This window comes from Dietzia maris (assembly GCF_036287335.1).
GTDB classification, from domain to species: domain Bacteria; phylum Actinomycetota; class Actinomycetes; order Mycobacteriales; family Mycobacteriaceae; genus Dietzia; species Dietzia cinnamea.
On record NZ_CP143053.1, the window covers coordinates 2,954,063 to 2,970,826 of the forward strand.

The window sequence follows — 16,764 nt, forward strand, 5'->3', positions numbered from 1 at the left end:
CGGACCTCCACCTCCACGGGCTCCGTCCACCCCCGGATCGGGCGGAACCTCGAGTCCTCCTCGACCAGTCTGCCCGACTCCGCGCCGCCACTTCACTAACCTGGGACACACTCCCGTCGCGACGTCGGCTCGGCGGGCGAGGACCGGGGAGGTGAGCGACGCGATGCGCGCACGAACCCTCGCACGACGCGGCACTCCCGGATCCTCCGAAGGGACCGGCAGCGGTTCCACACCCACGCCGGGCTCCGGGCCCGGAACCGGCGGCCGCAGCGGCGAGTCCGGCACCACCGCCCAGCCCCGCCATCCCGTGCGCCGCCGCGCCGCCCGCTTCTGGAGCGACGTGCTCACCACGCCGGGCCGCATGTCGGTGTTCGCCCTCCTGGCGATCATCACCGTGCTCGCGGGCGGGATCGTCGCCTCGTCCACCATCACCCAGCGACAGAGCTACCAGGAGACCCTGCTCGCCGAGGTCGAGCCCGTCGCCAACGCCTCGCAGACGCTCTACAGCTCCCTGACGATCGCGGACTCCGCCGCGAACACCGCCTTCATCACCGGCGGGATAGAACCTGCGGAACTGCGCGAACGCTACCTCCAGGCGATCGCGGACTCGTCGTCGTCAATCATCGCCGCCGCCCAGGGCCTCGACCGCAACGACACCGAGTCCATCGACCAGCTCGCCCACATCAACGCGCAGCTGGCCACCTACACCGGCCTCGTGGAGACCGCGCGCACCAACAACCGCGTCGCCAATCCGGTCGGCTCGGCGTATCTCGCCTCGGCGTCGGCGCTGATGCAGGACACCATCCTGCCCGCGGCCGCCGACCTGTACGACCGACAGTCCACGTCCGTGGGCCAGTCGGACCGCGAGTGGTCGTCGCCGCCGTGGGGCTCGTTCTTCCTCCTCGGCCTGGCGATCGCGGTGCTGGTGCTGCTGCAGCAGTGGCTGTGGCGGCTCACCGGACGGCGCATCAACCCCGCGCTCGGTGTGGCGTCCCTGCTCATGGTGGCGACGTTCCTGCTCACCATGATCGCCGGGTTCCTCGCCGCCAACGACAACGCCAAGGGCCTGTCCGAGGGCGCGGCGCCGATGAACGAACTGACCCGCCAGCGCATCAACGCCCAGAAGGTGCGCGCGCAGGAGACGCTCAACCTCGTGCGGCGCACCGACCCCGAGGGGTCGGCGGCCGAGCGCGCGGCCGTCCTCGGTGGCGTCCGCGACACCTTGACCGTGTATCTCGACGACGAGGAGAACACCGGCAACGACATCAGCCTCGACTCGCACGGCGCGGTGACGGACGCGATCGAGGCGCTCGACGAGTGGATGGCCGCCCAGAACCGCGCCGACTCCCGCTACCAGCAGGGCGACTACCAGGGCGCCATCGAGATCTCCTCCGGCCAGGACGCCGGCGACTCGGGGGCGGCGTTCGACGAGTTCGACGAGTCCATGCAGGCCGCCATCGAGGAGGCCCGCGACACCCTGCGCACCCGCATCGACAACGCCCGCCGCACCTCCTCGAGCGGCCCAGATCTCATCATCGCGCTGTCCACGCTGGCCGCGTTCGGCGTGGTCGTGGGAATCGCGCCCCGGATCAGGGAGTACCTGTGAGGGCGCGGGCGGCGCGGGTCGGCGGGGCGGCGCGGGCCGGCGGGGCGACGCGGGCCGGCGGGGCGACGCGGGTCGCGCTAGGTGGCGTGCTGGTGGCAGCCCTGGCGTTCGGCGCCGCGTGTGGGGTCGGCGACGACGAGGTCCGCCCCGGCGTCGGCGGGCCGGACCAGGGCGCGGCGGCCGAGTCCGCGGACATCGTCGGCGCGGGGATACCGGAGGTGGAGGCCGTCATGCCGCTGCCCGCCGGCGCGGTGGTCAGCACCGACATCCCCGACAACCTGCCGCGCGAGGACGAGGAGAACTGCGACCCCCTGCCCAGCCTGCGGCCAGACGACGCCCCGCCCGAGGAACGCGTGCCGCGGATCCTGCAGCGCGGCCGGCTGATCGTCGGCCTGGACCAGGGCTCCAACCTGTTCTCCTTCCGCGACCCCGCCAGCGGCCAGCTCACCGGCTTCGACGTGGACCTCGCCCGCGAGATCGCCGCGGACATCTTCGGTGACCCGCGGCAGGTGGAGTTCCGGTCGTTGACATCGGCGAACCGGCTGGAGGCGCTGGAGAACGACCAGGTGGACGTGGTGATCCGGTCGATGTCCATCACGTGCGCCCGGCGCGAGCGGGTGACGTTCTCGGTGCCGTACTACCAGGCCTACCAACGAGTGCTCACCGTGCGGGGTTCGGGTATCACGGAGATCGAGCACCTCGAGGGAAAGCGCGTGTGCGTGGCGGCGGGAACCACCTCGGCGTCGCGACTGTGGGCGGAGTTGGAGCGGATCACCGTGCTGTCGGTCAACACGTGGGCGGACTGCCTGGTCGCCATCCAGCAGAATCAGGTCGACGCCATCACCACCGACGACGCCATCCTGGTGGGCATCACCGCGCAGGACCCGTACCTGCAGATCGTCGGTCCGCAGCTCGACGCCGCGCCGTACGGCGTGGGCATCGCCAAGTCCACCCCGGAGAACAACACCGACGGGCTGGTCCGGCAGGTGAACTCGACGCTCGAGCGGATCCGCGCGGACGGCACGTGGAACCGCATGTACTCCACGTGGCTGTCCGGGCTGGGACCGAACCCCGGCATGCCTGAGCCGCGGTACATCGAGGAGTCGCGATGAGTTACCGGAAGTGGGACGACCCGCCGGAGGACGGAGAACCCACCGTCGGCACCCAGGCCACCGTGCGGACCGAGGCCGTCGCCGTCACCCAGGCCGCGGCGGCCACGGGCGCGATGGCCGAGACGGGCGCCGCGGCGGCGACCGGCGCAACCGAGGCCACCGGCGCGATGGAGGCCACCGGCGCGATGGAGGCCACGGGCGCGATGGCGGAGACGGGTGGCTCCGCGTCGACCGGCGGGATGACCGAGACCGGCGCCGTCGACGTCACCGGCGCGGTGTCCATGACCGGCCTCCTGTCCGACACCGACCCCGACGCCGGGACCACCCCCCGCGCCGCCGGCCGGCCGGGTCAGGATCCGGAGTCGCGCACCGAGTCCGTCCCCGGCGCGCGTCCGTCCGGCCGGACCGACGCGGTCACCGGTGACCGCGCCACCTCGGCGCCGTTCCGCATGCGCCACCCCGACAAGCCCGAGGACCGGCCGAGCCAGGCCGCCGAGGGCCTCGTCGATCTGCCGTACATCATCCCCGTCGACCCCACGTCCGCGATGCTCGCGCCGGAGGACATCGAGGCCGAGTGCGAGGCCTCGAACGGCAAGCTGCCCAGGCCCGAACTGCGGCCCGGCGACATCGTCGCCGACCAGTACGAGGTCCGCGGTGCGCTCGCCCACGGCGGGATGGGCTGGATCTACCTCGCCGTGGACCACAACGTCTCCGACCGCTGGGTCGTGCTCAAAGGCCTGCTCCACGCCGACCAGGCCGAAGCGCAGGAGGTCGCGGTCGCCGAGCGGGAGATCCTCGCCGAGCTGTCGCACCCGTCGATCGTGCGTATCTACAACTTCATCCACGACGACTGGGCCACCTCGCCCACCCACGGCGGGTACATCGTCATGGAATACGTCGGCGGCCCCAGCCTCCGCGACGTCCGGCGCGCCGCCCCCGGACGGGTCCTGCCGGTGGAGAAGGCCATCGCCTACGTCCTCGAGGTCCTCCAGGCGCTGTCCTACCTGCACTCCGTGGGACTGGTCTACAACGACCTCAAGCCCGAGAACATCATGCTCACCGAGGACCACGTCAAGCTGATCGACATGGGCGCCGTGTCGGGCGTCGGCGACTACGGGCACATCTACGGCACCCCCGGCTTCCAGGCACCCGAGATCCCCGAGACCGGACCGACCATCGTCTCCGACCTGTACACCGTCGGCCGGACGCTGGCCTCGCTCATCGTCCGCCTGCCCGTCGTCGACGGTCGCTACGCCGACGGGATCCCCTCCCCCATGGAGGAGCCGGTCTTCAGCCGGTACGACTCCCTGTACCGGTTCCTGCTGCGCTCCACGCACGAGGACCCCGACATGCGGTTCCGCAGCGCCACCGGCATGGCCAACCAGCTCATGGGAGTCCTGCGGGAGGTGCTGGCACTGCGGACCGGGGTGCCGCACCCCGCGTTCTCGTCCGTGTTCTCCCCCCAACGGTCGACGTTCGGCACCCTGTTCACCGTCGAGCCGACGGACTTCCTCGTCGACGGCCGCGCCCGCGACACCACGCTCACCGGCGCCGAGCTCGTCGACGCGCTCCCCGTGCCCCTCATGGAGTCGTCCGACCCGGCCAGCCGCATCCTCGCCGCGACCTCGTACACCTCGGTCGAACAGCGGATCGACACCCTCAAGGAGCTGTACTCCGACACCGAGTCCGAGGCCCACGAGAGCATCGGCGTCATCATGTCGCTCGCGCGCGCCTACCTGGAGAGCGGGGACCTCGCGGCCGCCGAGGCACTCCTGGAGGAGAACGCCCACCGACGGCGCGCCGAGTGGCGGCTCGTCTGGTACGACGGCATCGTCGCACTGCTCAAGGGCGACCCGGTCGGCGCCTACCCGAAGTTCCAGCAGGTACTCTCCGCGATGCCCGGCGAGAACGGGCCCAAGCTGGCCCTCGCCGCCACCGCCGAGCTCATCCTCGACGTCTGCCCCGAACGGGACCGCGCCCGCTGGGCCCGCTCGAGCGAGCACTTCTACCGCACCGTGTGGTCGGTCGACCGCTCGGTCATCAGCTCGGCGTTCGGCCTGGCCCGCCAGCTCCAACGGCGCGGTGAGGTCGCGGCCGCCATCGAGGAACTCGACCGCGTCCCACCCAACTCGCGCTACTCCTCGCTGGCCAACCTCACCGCGATCCTCCTCCTGTGCCAGGGGCGCCCCCTGGAGGAGACCGAGGAGTCCCACCTGCGGGAAGCCGCACGCCGGGTGACCAACCTGTCCGCCGGCGAGCACCGGGCCTTCCAGATCCGGCTCACCGTCCTCACCACGGCGCTGGCCTGGATCCAGCTGCCCGGCAACGAGCCCTCGCCGTCTCCGCTGATGCGGGGCGTGCCGTTCACCGAGTTCGGCCTGCGCTCCGGCGCCGAGACAGTCCTGCGGACGCTCGCCCGGTCCACCGAGACGCGGGCCCAGCGGTTCCGCCTGGTCGACCAGGCCAACAGCATCCGCCCGCGCACGTTGTTCTAGCGCCGCGGGGGCGGTCAGGGCACTACCGTCCCAGGCCCAGCACGGTGTCGCACGCCCGCGCGATCGCCAACTCCTCGTCCGTCGGCACCACGAGCACCGCGACCCGGCTGTCCGGCGTCGAGATGACCCGCTCGCCCGTGCCGTTCTCGTTGGCGTCGCGATCGATGTCGACCCCCCAGTCGCTCATCGTGGACAGCGCGTCGGCCCGCAGGCGGGCGACGTTCTCCCCCACCCCGGCGGTGAACGTGATCGCGTCGACCCGGCCGAGGACCGCCCAGTAGCCGCCGATGTAGCGGCGCAGGCGATGGATCACCACCTCGTAGGCGAGTCGCGCGTCCTCGTCGTCGTCCACCCGGGTCAGCAGCTCGCGGAAATCCCGTGCGCCCGACAGACCCTCGAGCCCCGACCGGCGGTTGAGCAGCGTGGACACGTCCTCCGGCGACATCCCGCGGTCGCGGATGAGGTGGATGATCAGCCCCGGGTCGAGGTCCCCGGGGCGCGTGCCCATGACGAGACCCTCGAGCGGGGTCAATCCCATGGAGGTGTCCATCGGCCTGCCGCCCGCGATCGCCGACGCCGACGCCCCGTTCCCCAGATGCAGGACGATCTGGTTGATCTCGTCGTAGGACCGGCCGAGGACGTCGGCGACACGGTGGGAGACGAACTCATGACTGGTGCCGTGGAAGCCGTACCGACGCAGGTCCCATTCACGCGCGGTCTCCCTGTCGATCGCGTACGTGTGGGCCGCGGCGGGCAGCGTGTGGAAGAAGCCCGTATCGAACACCGCGACGTGCGGCAGCCCGGGCAGCAGCTCGCGGGCGACCCGGATGCCGCGCAGGTTGGCCGGATTGTGCAGCGGGGCGAGTAGTTCGAGCTTCTCGATGTCGGCCTCCACCTCGGCGGTGACCTCGACCGGCTCGTGGAAGGCCGGCCCACCGTGGACGACCCGGTGGCCGATCGCCTCGACGCCCAAATCGGTGGGGTGCACGCGCAGTTCCTCGGCCAGCTCCAGTACGCGGGCCAGCGCGGCGGTGTGGTCGGGGAATCCGGCCTCCGCGGTCCGCTCCGCGGCGGGCGCTCCCGTGAGCTCGCCGCGGCGCACGGTCATGGTGCCGACGGGCTCCCCGATCCGCTCGACCAGCGCCCAGGCCAGCTCGGCCTCTTCGGCGGTGTCGAGGATCTGCAGCTTGAGGGAGGACGAGCCGGAGTTGATGACGAGTACGCGGGTCATGAATCGCTTCCCTGGGAGTCGCCGGTGCCCTGCGCCTGGACGGCCGTGATGGCGACGGTGTTGACGATGTCCTCGACCAGCGCGCCGCGCGACAAGTCGTTGATCGGCTTGCGCAGGCCCTGCAGGACCGGCCCGATCGCGACAGCGCCCGCGGTCCGCTGGACGGCCTTGTACGTGTTGTTGCCGGTGTTGAGGTCGGGGAACACCAGCACGGTGGCACGTCCGGCGACCTCGGACTCGGGCATCTTCTTCCCGGCGACCGTGGGGTCTACGGCCGCGTCGAACTGCAGGGGCCCGTCCACGACGAGGCCGGCCACCGGGTCGGCGGCGCGCGAGGCGGGACCCGCGGCGGACGCGGCGGCGTCGGCGATGCGCGAGCGCACGAGCGCGGTGGCCTCGCGCACCTTGTCGACGTCCGCGCCCGTCCCGGAGTCACCGGTGGAGTACGACAGCAGCGCCACCCGCGGATCGATGCCGAAGCGCGCGGCGGTCTCGGCGGACGACAGGGCGATGTCAGCGAGCTGCTCCGCGGTGGGATCGGGCACCACCGCGCAGTCGCCGAACGCGAGCACGTGGTCGGCCAGGCACATGAGGAACACGCTCGAGACCGTCTCGACGTCCGGGCGGGTGCGGATGATCTCCAGGGCCGGACGGATGGTGTGCGCGGTGGTGTGGGCGGCGCCGGAGACCATGCCGTCGGCGAGGCCCGTGTGCACCATCATCGTGGCGAAGTAGGAGATGTCGAGGATGCGGTCGCGCGCCACGTCCAGGGTCATGCCCTTGTGCTTGCGCAGCTCGGCGTACTCCTCGGCGAACCTGTCGGCGTGTTCGCTCTCCCGCGGGTCGAGCAGCTGCGCCCCGCTGAGGTCGATGCCCAGCTCGTCGGCCCGGCGTCGGATCGCCTCGGGATCGCCGAGGATCGTCAGGTCGGCGACGTCACGACGCAACAGGCGGCCGGCGGCGTGGAGGATGCGGTCGTCGTCGCCCTCGGGCAGCACGATGTGCCGCTTGTCGGCGCGAGCGCGTTCGAGGAGCTGGTGCTCGAACATCTGCGGCGTCATCACGTCGGGCGTGTCGACACGCAGCCGGGCGAGCAGTTCCTCGGTGTCGACGTGCTTCTCCATGAGACTCAGCGCGGTCTCGACCTTGCGTCCGGAGCCGGAGTAGACACGACCGCGGGTCTCGGCGGCGAGCCGCGCGGTGTCGTAGGTGCCGTGCCGGGTGCAGACGATCGGCAGGGTGGACCGCATCCCGCGGACGAGCTTGTCCAGGGCCGGGTTCGGCGTCACCCCACCGTTCCAGATCATCCCGGCCAGCGACGGGAAGCCCTCGGCGGCGTGCGCGGCGAGGACCGCCAACACCGCGTCGGTGCGGTCGGCGGGCACGATGACCACCATGCCGTCGACGAGCCGCTCGAGGATCCGGTCGCCGGTCATGCCGCCGACCATCACGGCCATCGCCTCGCGGTCGAGCAGCGCCGGGTCGCCGGAGTACAGGGTGCCGTCGACCGCCTCCATGAGCTCACCCATCGTGGGCGCGGTGAGCAACGCCTGCGTGGGGAGGGTCCAGGCCGGAACGTCGAGCGTGTCGAGCTCCGCCTGGATCGCCTCCAGTGCGTCGGGATCGCAGCGGTTGGCGACGACCCCCACGGGGTGGGCGTGCTCAGCGCGCAGCTCGTCCAGCGTGAGCCGGGCGTTGGTGCCGATCTCCGCCGGGGACCGGTCAGTACCGCGGAGCACCAGGAGCACCGGGGCGCCCAGGTTCACCGCGAGCGTGGCGTTGAAGTCGTATTCCGTGGGGCTGGGGACCCCGGTGTAGTCGGTCCCGAGTATCACCACGACGTCGCACTGGCGCGCGACCACCTGGTACCGGTCGACGATCTCGCCGAGGGCGGCGTCGCGGTCCTCGTGGACTCGCAGGTTCGTTACGCCGATGCAGTCCTCGTAGTCGAGGTCCACGGTCGTGTGCTGCAGCAGCATCTCCAGGATGCGGTCGCGGGCCGGCTCGTCGCCGGTAGCCGCGCCGTTAGCCGCGCCGGGGGCCACACCGGGGACCGGCCGCGGGGCGACGGTGACGGGCCGGAACACGCCGACCCGCTGAACGGTCCCGGCGAGGATCCGCAGCAGGCCCAGCGCGACGGTCGACTTCCCGGTGTCGCCCTCGGGGGCCGCCACGTAGACGGCTGACGAGGAGAGCGGCTCGTTCCCGCTCTGGGCCGGGATGGTCAGCGCGGCGAGGTCGGCTTCGGGCGGCTCGGCCCCGGACGACTCGGACGACGCGGGCGTGACGGAATCGGGCGGAAGGGAATCGGGCACGGGAGCATTGTGACAGCGCGGAAGGCGCGGCACATCTGGTACACCCCTGCCGGGCGCGTCCCTCACCCCGGTAGGGGGCCGATTGTCAGGCATCGGTGAGCCTGTCGACGCCGGGTGGCAGCCACGTGCACAGCCCGGGCGAGGCGGGGTTCACGATGGTCGTCCAGCCCGCCGGCCCGTCTCCGACGAACCCGTGATGGACGGGACAACCGAGTGCGCCGTTCGCGACGGTCGTGGGTCCGCCTCTGGACCATTCCCGGACGTGGTGGAACTGACTTCGTCGGGCCGGAGCGGTGCATCCGGGGAAGGTGCACCCTCCGTGGGCGGCGTAGAGGACCAGCCGCTGGATCGCCGAGGCGATGCGCCGTTCGGGGTGGGCGTCCACGTCGATCCTGTGCAACTCCTCGCGCCCGTCGCGGAGCAGCGAGACGAACCACGGCATGGCTCCGGCCATCGAGACGGCCTGCCTGACGCTGAGCTGGGTGCCGGAGTCGGTGCGGACGAGCGCGTGGGGGTCCTCGAGCTGCTCGGGGGTCAGCCGGACCACGATGGTCGCGATCCCCTTGGGCCGTGCCGGATCGACGGTCGAGCCGAGCGCCCACTGGTGGACCAGGGCGTCGTGGGCGCGCTGCTCCGGAGTGCGGTCGTCCGATCCGGGTTCGCACGGCACGGCCCCGCCCGGGCCGCCGAAGTCGCACAGCGCCCGCTCCACCAGCGCGCGACCGCGAGGGGTGAGGGTCATGGTCAGCGTGCTCGTCCCGTCGGCGCGCACGGCACCGAGCCGGGCGGAGCGTTGACGCTCCTGATGTTCCTCGCGCTCCCGGCCGCGGGCGGGGCACAGTTCCGCGAGCCGTCGCGCGGCCTCCGCGCGCAGGTCCGCGGGCGCGGCCGACCGGGCGAACCGTGTGAGTTCCTCGGCGAACCGGGTCTTGTCCGGGCCGCCCATCGTCCCGGGTAGCGCCGAGACGGCCTTGGCGATGATCCGCTCGTGCTCGCCGGTGATCTCTCCGCTCGCGGCCGCGCGGCCGGCCGGGGTGGCCTGACGTCCGCCCGCGTCGATCCGGCCGTGGACGGCCCCCTTGGCGAGGCCCAGCCTCTCGGCGAGCATGGCGGCCACGCCTCCGGGCGTGCGCCCCTTCCGACCGTGCAGCGCCGCCAGCTCGGCGGTCGCTCGGCAGCCGCTGGCCTCGAGCCGGCGCGCCAGGACCTCGACGCGACCCACCGCGTCCGCGAGCGCGTCAGCATCGTAAGCGGTCCAGTCCACCGCGCACAGCGCTTCGACGGACGCCTCGAGGAACACGAGAACATCGGCCAACGCGGGCGCGTCAGCGGTGCCGCCGCCGTCGCCCTCCGCGTCCGATACTCCCTGCTCCATGCCCTTGAGTATAGAACAGGTGTACGACACCGTGGGGATGCTTCCGGCGGCCTCCCGACCGCGGATCTCGTCAGTCGCGCTCGGTCAGCAGCCGGAATCTGAGCTCGTCGAGCATGGCGGCGACCTCGGTGCTCACCAGCGCACGCTCGAGCGTGATGAGCCTGGCAAGGTCTGCTGAGGCCGCGTCTGGGTCACTGTGGTCGAGGTGTCGTGACGCGCGCGTGTAGAGCAGGTCGAACTCGGCGAAGTCGTGCACACGGTCGCGCGCGAGCTCGCCGATCCACACGCACTCCCGGCCGCGCTCGCCGGCCGCCTCGAGGACGCGTCGGACCGACTCGAGGACCGCTCTCGCCTCGCCGCGCCGGACCTCACCGCGCCGGGCCTCACCGCGCCGGGCCTCACCGCGCCGGGCCTCACCGCGCGGCGCACCGTCGGCCACGGCGTCCTCACGGGCCGGGCCGCCGAGTTCGGCGTCGAGCCGGTCCGCGGCGGCGGAGAGCACGGCGAGTTCGTCGAGCAGGCCGCTGACCCTGTCGCGTTCGGCGGCGACGCGAGCACCGCTGCGGGCGGCCTCGCGCCGCGTGCCGGCGCGGGCCACGTCCCCGCCGAGCCGGAACAGCGTCGCCGCGGCCGTGTCGACGGCCGCCTCGGTGACGCGCGCGTCGTCGAGCAGGTCGCGGGCGCGCGCGGCGAGGTCGGGGCCGTCCGGCGTGGCCATGGTGAGGCGCCTGTCAGTCGACGACGACGAGGGCCAGCCCGAAGTCACCCGCTTCGTCGGTCCACACGGGCCCGCGGAGGAACCCGTGCTCCGCGAGCTCGTCCATGAGGGCGTCCGGCTCGAACTTCCGCGCGATCTCGGTGCGGATTCCCGCCCCGGCGTCGAGGGTCCGGGAACGCCCGAGCGTCGGGAAGTCGATACGCACGTCGCGGATGGCCCGCAGCCACATCTCGATCCTGCTCTCGTCGGCGTTCCACACGGCCTCGTGGCGGAAGTCGACACGATCCAGGCCGGTGCACTCGACGGTGCGGGCGATGACGTCGAGCATGTTGAGATTGAACTTCGCCGTGACACCGTCGGCGTCGTCGTAGGCCGCGACCAGGCGCGCCGGGTCCTTGACCAGGTCGAAGCCCAGCACCAGGCGGTCGCCGGGGTCCATGACGCCGCGCAGCATGGCGAAGAAGTCCGCGCGCTGGGTCTCGTCGAAGTTGCCGACAGTCCCGCCGAGGAACAGCACGAGCCGGCCGCCGGGCTCGCCGGGCAGGGGTCCGTCGAGGGCGGTGAGGTCGGCGACGACGGGCTCGACCCGCAGGCCCGGGTACTCGGCGGTGAGGGCGCGGGCGGAGTCGAAGAGCATCTCGGTGGAGATGTCGACGGGAACGTAGACCGGCGCCGCGTCGGCGCGCGCCCCGGCCGCGCCGACGGAGGCCGCGCCGCCGCCCGGCCTCGCGGCGAAGACGTCGAGCAGCACCCGCGTCTTCTCACAGGTGCCGGCCCCGAGCTCCACCATGGTGGTCGCGTCGCCGACGATGTCCACGGCCCGCGACCGCAGGATCTCGGCCTCCGCACGCGTGGGGTAGTACTCGGCCAGCCGGGTGATCCGGTCGAACAGCAGGCTGCCCTTCTCGTCATAGAACCACCGCGGAGGCACCGTCGGCGGGTCCGAGAAGAACCCCTCGCGCAGGTCCGATTCGAGGGCGGCGGTATCGGGATCGGCGGGGCTCGTCGTCGCCGTCGAACCCGGGGCCCCCGCGACGTCGGTCGGCGCCGCCACGTCTTCACGCGCGGCGGCCTCGCCACCGGCCTCCCCACGCGCGGCGGCCACGGGTGCGGGATCCCGGCGCGCGCCGGTCACCGCGCGAGCCTCAGGCCGGCGGCCGCCCACCGCGACGCGGCCGGGAAGAAGTTGCGGTACGTGTGCCGCGTGTGGCCGGCGGGCGTGAGGGCGCTGCCGCCGCGCAGGACGTGTTGGTCGGACATGAACTTGCCGTTGTACTCGCCGGCCGCGCCCTCCTCGGTGACGAAGCCGGGGTACGGCAGGTAGGCGCTCGAGGTCCACTCCCACACGCCGCCGATCGTGCGGTCGGCGACGGTCCGCGGGTGGCACCGGTCGGGGTCGAGTTCGTCGCGGATCTCCCAGCCGGTGGTGGCGACCTCCCACTCGAACTCGGTGGGCAGCCGCGCCCCGGCCCAGCGCGCGTAGGCGTCGGCCTCGTAGAAGGAGACGTGGATGACCGGTTCGGCGTCGACGACCGGGCGCCGCCCGCTGAGCGTGAAGGTGGTCCATTCGCCGTCGACGGCGCTGGCGGCGTCGGCGCGCGCGTCACCCGTCCCGTCTTCGCGCCGCCAGTACCCGGGCGCGTCCCAGCCCTCGGCCTGCACGGTCGCCCACCCGTCCGACAGCCAGAACTCGGGACGTGAGTAACCGCCGTCGGCCATGAACCGCTTCCACTCGCCGACGGTGACCTGGCGAGTGGCGACCTCGCCGCCCGGGATCCACACGCGGTGGCGGGGCCGCTCGTTGTCGTAGGAGAACCCCCCGGGCGGTGCGTGGCCGTCGAGTGCGTGGCCGTCGGGTCCGTCGCTGCCCGCGGGATCGGGCGCGCCGATCTGCGCGACCCCCTCGACGACGGCGAGCCAGTCCGTCTCCCCCGGCGTCGCCACGGCCGGGTCGGCGGGCCTGTCGACGTACACGGGATCGGTCGGGTTGTGGGAGAACAGGTGCTTGATGTCCATGAGCAGCAGTTCCTGGTGCTGCTGCTCGTGGTGGCAGCCCAGCTCGAGCAGTTCGAGGCCGCGCTCGTCGACGTCGCCCGCCTCGAGCGCCGCGACCACGGCCTCGTCGACCCGCGCCCGGAAGTCGGCGATCTCCGCGACCGACGGCCGCGTGATGAGTCCGCGCTCGGGGCGCGGCTGCCGGGGACCGACCGCCTCGTAGTAGGAGTTGAACAGGAAGCGGAACACCGGCTCCGGCGAGGAGTACCCGGGCACCCGACCCAGCACGAACTCTTCGAAGAACCACGTGGTGTGCGCGCGGTGCCACGCCGCGGGGCTGGCGGCGGTCATGGACTGGGGGATCTGGTCCTCGGCACTGAGGCGGGACGCGAGCAGATCCGTGAGGCCTCGGACCCGCAGGAATCTCTCGACGGTGCTCCCCGTGCGCGGAGCGGTGCTGACGGAGCCGACTGTCATGGGATCCCCCGTGGTTCGTGGTCGACGGCAGGCGGTCTGGGACGGGGACCGGTCGGCCCCCGGCGTTTCCGCCACCCTAGCCACGGCCTCCGACACCGCCCACCGATTCGTTAGACGAACGGGATGCCGGCCGCCGTCCCGCCGCGTTCGGCGGCGGCGTCTCGGCGCGCGGCGGCGACGTTGCGGCGCTCGTGCTCCAGCAGCCGCAGTCGGTACTCGGGGCAGTTGCCCATACCGCCGTCGGCGCGGATCACGCGGTGCACGGGGATGACGAACGACACCGGCACGATGCTGCACAGCCGACCCACCCGCCGGGCGTTGCGGGGTCGGCCGGCGTCCACGCTGATCTGCCCGTAGGTGGACGTCTCGCCGTACGGGATGCGCTGGATCTCGCGGTAGACCTCCCGCGAGAACTCGTCGTGGACCCCCGCGGCGGCCCAGTCGAGCGGGACCTCGAAGCCGCGTAGCTCCCCGGCCAGGTAGGCCCTCACCTGACCCGCGAGGCGGTCCAGATGCCCACCCGCGCCGCCGGGCCCGCGGTCGAGGTCCTCGTCGTCGTCCTCTCCCCCGCCGTCACCGTGTGTCACGTCGAACCACGCGTCGGCGGCGTGGAGTTCGCTCTCGTCGACCTGCTGCAGACGTGACACTCCCACGGCCGTGGCCTCGACGATCATGAGGCCGGCCGCGGTCTCGAGCAGCCGCGCGGCGACGCCGGGCGTCCGGGCCGCGCGCACGCTCACACCACGCTCGGACGGTCCGGGTTGGTGACGTCGGCGTCGGCGGTGTCGAGCTTCTCGAACAGGGCGTCGGCACCGTCGCGACCGATCGCGGACATCTCCGCGGTGGTGATGGGCACGGCCTGCAGGCGCGTGAGCAGGGGGCCGGTGCCATCGGGGCCGCCGGTCTCGTCGACGACCTGCAGTTCCGGCCACAGGAACGGCGGTGTGAGGACGAGGTGCTCGCAGCGGCGCCCGGGGTCGACCAAGCCGACCGCGTTGGGGATCACCGCGCCGGGCGCGACGTGGATGGAGCCGGTGGCCACCGCCAGCGCGCACGCGTCGAGCACGTCGGCCATCGCGCGGTGCCCGGTGCGACCGACCGTGACGAACTCACTGCGGATCTGGCGCCCCTCGGGCGTGGTGACGTTGGTGGGCAGCTCCCGCGCGCCGATGGTGGCGTAGGTGGAGAAGCCGACGGCGGGGACGTTGTCGACGACGACGATGTCGCAATGCCATTCGGTGGTCTTCCCCTCCTCGTCCGGCTCGGTCTCGTGCGGGTATCGCAGGACGCGGACCTTGTCCTTGCCGCCGAGGATGCCCTCGAGGCCGGAGAGATCGGCCGTGTCCGGGCCGGGAAGGGTGTTCTCGTCGCTCATACAAGTGCTCGCAGACGTGGTTCGAGGTCGGCCTTGAACAGATCGAGGAAGCGCTTCTGGTCGTGACCGGGCGCGTGGAAGACCAGGTGGTTGAGGCCCGCGTCGACGTACTGTTTGACCTGCTCGACGGCGTCGTCCGGGTCCGAGGCGACGATCCAGCGCTTGGCGACCTGCTCGATCGGCAGCTCGTCGGCCAGGCGCTCCATCTCGCGCGGCGAGTCCACCGAGTGCTTCTGCTCCGGCGTCAGGCTCAGCGGCGCCCAGAAGCGGCAGTTCTCAAGGGCCTTCTCCGGGTCGGGGTCGTAGCTGATCTTGATCTCGATCATGCGGTCGATCTGCGCCGAATCGCGCTCGTTGATCGCGGCGCCCTCCTCGACGGCGGGCAGGAGCTTGTCAGTGTAGAGCTCCATACCCTTTCCGGAGGTGCAGATGAAGCCGTCGCCCACGCGGCCGGCGTACTTGGCCACCACCGGACCCCCGGCTGCGATATACACGGGTACGCCGTCGGCCGGGACGTCGTAGAGGAAGGCGTCCTTGGTCGAGTAATAGTCACCCTCGAAGCTGGTGGTCTCTCCGGTCCACAGAGCGCGCATCAGTCGCACCGACTCGCGCAGGCGAGCGAAGCGCTCCTTGAACTCCGGCCACTCGCCCTGGTGGCCCGTGGCGATTTCATTGAGCGCCTCACCGGTGCCCACGCCGAGGAAGACGCGCCCCGGATAGAGGCACGCCATGGTGGCGAACGCCTGGGCCAGTACCGCGGGGTTGTAGCGGAACGTCGGGGTGAGCACGGAGGTGCCCAGCTGGATGGTGCTGGTCCGCTCCCCTACGGCCGTGAGCCAGGCCAGGGAGAACGGGGCGTGGCCGCCGTCGTGGCGCCAGGGCTGGAAGTGGTCGGAGACCGTGGCCGAGTCCATGCCCGCCTGCTCCGCCATCACCGCGAACTCCACGAGATCGCGCGGCCCGAACTGCTCGGCCGAGGCCTTGTATCCGAGCTTGAGGGAGGGGGTGTCGGGCATCGGCTTCTCCTACGTCTAGGCGTGTGGCCGGGTGTACGTCGACGTTGTTCACTGGGGCGTTCACAGCGGCGTTCGCAGTGGCGTTCGTTGCGGCGTTCGTTGCGGCGGCACTCCGTCGCGCGGGCCACTGCGCCGAGTATGCCAGTGGCCTGCGACACTCGTAGCGCCCTGTCCCCACCTCGGCGCGGAAGGTGCACGGGTAGCCGACGCGTCAGCGGCCCGGCCGTGACATGGCCGCCGGAACATCTGATGAGATCGGCCACACGCCGCGGGTTGCTGTAACGAGTACGGCCGCGTCAGCAATATTCTTCGTGAACCGGAAGTCACCGCGCATCGCGTGGCCAGGGCCCCTCCCCTGAACCGACCTCCGGGGGAGCGCATTTTCGGAGGAGTCATGCGGATCAGGCACGCGGCCACCGCCCTGGTGGCCCTCGCTGCCTCCTCCGCCTGTGCCCTCGGCGCCACGATGATTCTCCAGGACCGCGAAGAGCAGGCCCGCGAGTCCGAGCTCCGCAGCTCCGCCTGGTCCGTCCAGGCGTCCACCGACTTCGGCACCACCTGGACCGCGCCCATCTCCTCCTACGGTGGCCACTTCCCCGTCCGCGTCGACACCGCCGGCCTGCGGGACCGCTCGGCCTACCAACCGCTCACCCTCCGCACGAGCGTCAACTCGCGCGACGACGCCCACGTGGCGATCGGGGAGGGCGTCCTCGTGGAGGGCGACCCGGCCGCCGCCGCCGACGTGCGGATCCGGGCGGTCGCCTCCCGCGGCGGGGCCTGTGCGGCGCCGGCCTTCCGCCTCGACTCGGACAACGTCCTCGCCGGGGACGGTGAGCAGCCGGTGCCCGTCGACGCCCCCACCTCCGACGTCCCGCTGATCCTGCCCGGCGCCACCCGCACCACACCCGGCGCGGCGGTGACCGTGTGCCTCGAACTGAGCATGGACGCCGACTCCCCGGCGCCGGACTCGGTCCTCACGCTGGCGTGGCCCGTCGACATCGCCCGCAGCGACGCCACCGCCTGAGCCGCCCGCTTAATAACCCGACCGT

13 protein-coding genes are annotated in these 16,764 nt (G+C 72.2%); 4 read left to right on the forward strand and 9 right to left on the reverse strand.

What is annotated here, in order from left to right; all coding sequences use genetic code 11:
* The first annotated feature begins 151 nt into the window (after window positions 1-151).
* The 3 genes from VYL96_RS13755 to VYL96_RS13765 are packed head-to-tail and all read left to right on the forward strand — an operon-like array spanning window position 152 to window position 5,213.
* The gene (locus VYL96_RS13755) at window positions 152-1,606 is read left to right on the forward strand and encodes a GlnX family signal transduction membrane protein (RefSeq protein ID WP_329437721.1); all 1,455 of its coding nucleotides are present in this window, start codon (window positions 152-154) and stop codon (window positions 1,604-1,606) included.
* Window positions 1,603-2,718, forward strand: a complete 1,116-nt coding sequence (locus tag VYL96_RS13760; RefSeq protein WP_131885431.1) for a glutamate ABC transporter substrate-binding protein — start codon at window positions 1,603-1,605, stop codon at window positions 2,716-2,718. The genes VYL96_RS13755 and VYL96_RS13760 overlap by 4 nt, the downstream gene beginning before the upstream one ends.
* Window positions 2,715-5,213: a serine/threonine protein kinase gene (locus tag VYL96_RS13765; RefSeq protein ID WP_131885432.1), complete on the forward strand. Its 2,499-nt coding sequence runs from the start codon at window positions 2,715-2,717 to the stop codon at window positions 5,211-5,213. The genes VYL96_RS13760 and VYL96_RS13765 overlap by 4 nt, the downstream gene beginning before the upstream one ends.
* A 22-nt stretch (window positions 5,214-5,235) precedes the next feature.
* On the opposite strand, the gene VYL96_RS13770 is transcribed toward VYL96_RS13765, so the two are convergent.
* From VYL96_RS13770 to fgd, 9 genes are all read right to left on the reverse strand, one after another.
* The gene (locus VYL96_RS13770; RefSeq protein WP_131885434.1) at window positions 5,236-6,444 is read right to left on the reverse strand and encodes an acetate/propionate family kinase; all 1,209 of its coding nucleotides are present in this window, start codon (window positions 6,442-6,444) and stop codon (window positions 5,236-5,238) included.
* On the reverse strand, window positions 6,441-8,759 hold the full coding sequence (gene pta, locus VYL96_RS13775; RefSeq protein WP_243699630.1) for a phosphate acetyltransferase: 2,319 nt from the start codon (window positions 8,757-8,759) through the stop codon (window positions 6,441-6,443). The genes VYL96_RS13770 and pta overlap by 4 nt, the downstream gene beginning before the upstream one ends.
* 85 nt (window positions 8,760-8,844) lie before the next feature.
* On the reverse strand, window positions 8,845-10,134 hold the full coding sequence (locus VYL96_RS13780) for an HNH endonuclease signature motif containing protein (RefSeq protein WP_063973763.1): 1,290 nt from the start codon (window positions 10,132-10,134) through the stop codon (window positions 8,845-8,847).
* Window positions 10,135-10,204: 70 nt separating this feature from the next.
* A complete protein-coding gene (locus VYL96_RS13785; RefSeq protein ID WP_131885435.1) occupies window positions 10,205-10,852 on the reverse strand; it encodes a hypothetical protein in 648 nt (215 codons plus the stop codon).
* 13 nt (window positions 10,853-10,865) lie between these two features.
* Window positions 10,866-11,816, reverse strand: coding sequence for an L-histidine N(alpha)-methyltransferase (gene egtD / locus VYL96_RS13790; RefSeq protein ID WP_165928455.1), 951 nt, complete (start codon window positions 11,814-11,816; stop codon window positions 10,866-10,868).
* 167 nt (window positions 11,817-11,983) lie between these two features.
* Window positions 11,984-13,324, reverse strand: coding sequence for an ergothioneine biosynthesis protein EgtB (gene egtB, locus VYL96_RS13795; RefSeq protein ID WP_131885437.1), 1,341 nt, complete (start codon window positions 13,322-13,324; stop codon window positions 11,984-11,986).
* A 110-nt stretch (window positions 13,325-13,434) separates the two neighbouring features.
* The gene (locus VYL96_RS13800; RefSeq protein WP_131885438.1) at window positions 13,435-14,064 is read right to left on the reverse strand and encodes a methylated-DNA--[protein]-cysteine S-methyltransferase; all 630 of its coding nucleotides are present in this window, start codon (window positions 14,062-14,064) and stop codon (window positions 13,435-13,437) included.
* Window positions 14,061-14,699: a suppressor of fused domain protein gene (locus VYL96_RS13805; RefSeq protein ID WP_131885440.1), complete on the reverse strand. Its 639-nt coding sequence runs from the start codon at window positions 14,697-14,699 to the stop codon at window positions 14,061-14,063. The genes VYL96_RS13800 and VYL96_RS13805 overlap by 4 nt, the downstream gene beginning before the upstream one ends.
* A complete protein-coding gene (gene fgd / locus VYL96_RS13810; RefSeq protein WP_131885441.1) occupies window positions 14,696-15,715 on the reverse strand; it encodes a glucose-6-phosphate dehydrogenase (coenzyme-F420) in 1,020 nt (339 codons plus the stop codon). Before fgd ends, VYL96_RS13805 begins: the two co-directional genes overlap by 4 nt.
* Before the next feature lie 394 nt (window positions 15,716-16,109).
* On the opposite strand from fgd, the gene VYL96_RS13815 reads away from it, so the two are divergent.
* The gene (locus tag VYL96_RS13815; protein ID WP_131885443.1) at window positions 16,110-16,739 is read left to right on the forward strand and encodes a hypothetical protein; all 630 of its coding nucleotides are present in this window, start codon (window positions 16,110-16,112) and stop codon (window positions 16,737-16,739) included.
* The last annotated feature ends 25 nt before the right edge of the window (window positions 16,740-16,764 follow it).

Coding starts and splice junctions, on each gene's coding strand:
- VYL96_RS13765 (WP_131885432.1), top strand. CDS start 2,715: ATGAGTTACCGGAAGTGGGACGACCCGCCGGAGGACGGAGAACCCACC.
- VYL96_RS13770 (WP_131885434.1), bottom strand. CDS start 6,444: ATGACCCGCGTACTCGTCATCAACTCCGGCTCGTCCTCCCTCAAGCTG.
- VYL96_RS13780 (WP_063973763.1), bottom strand. CDS start 10,134: ATGGAGCAGGGAGTATCGGACGCGGAGGGCGACGGCGGCGGCACCGCT.
- VYL96_RS13785 (WP_131885435.1), bottom strand. CDS start 10,852: ATGGCCACGCCGGACGGCCCCGACCTCGCCGCGCGCGCCCGCGACCTG.
- egtB (WP_131885437.1), bottom strand. CDS start 13,324: ATGACAGTCGGCTCCGTCAGCACCGCTCCGCGCACGGGGAGCACCGTC.
- VYL96_RS13805 (WP_131885440.1), bottom strand. CDS start 14,699: ATGAGCGACGAGAACACCCTTCCCGGCCCGGACACGGCCGATCTCTCC.
- fgd (WP_131885441.1), bottom strand. CDS start 15,715: ATGCCCGACACCCCCTCCCTCAAGCTCGGATACAAGGCCTCGGCCGAG.
- VYL96_RS13815 (WP_131885443.1), top strand. CDS start 16,110: ATGCGGATCAGGCACGCGGCCACCGCCCTGGTGGCCCTCGCTGCCTCC.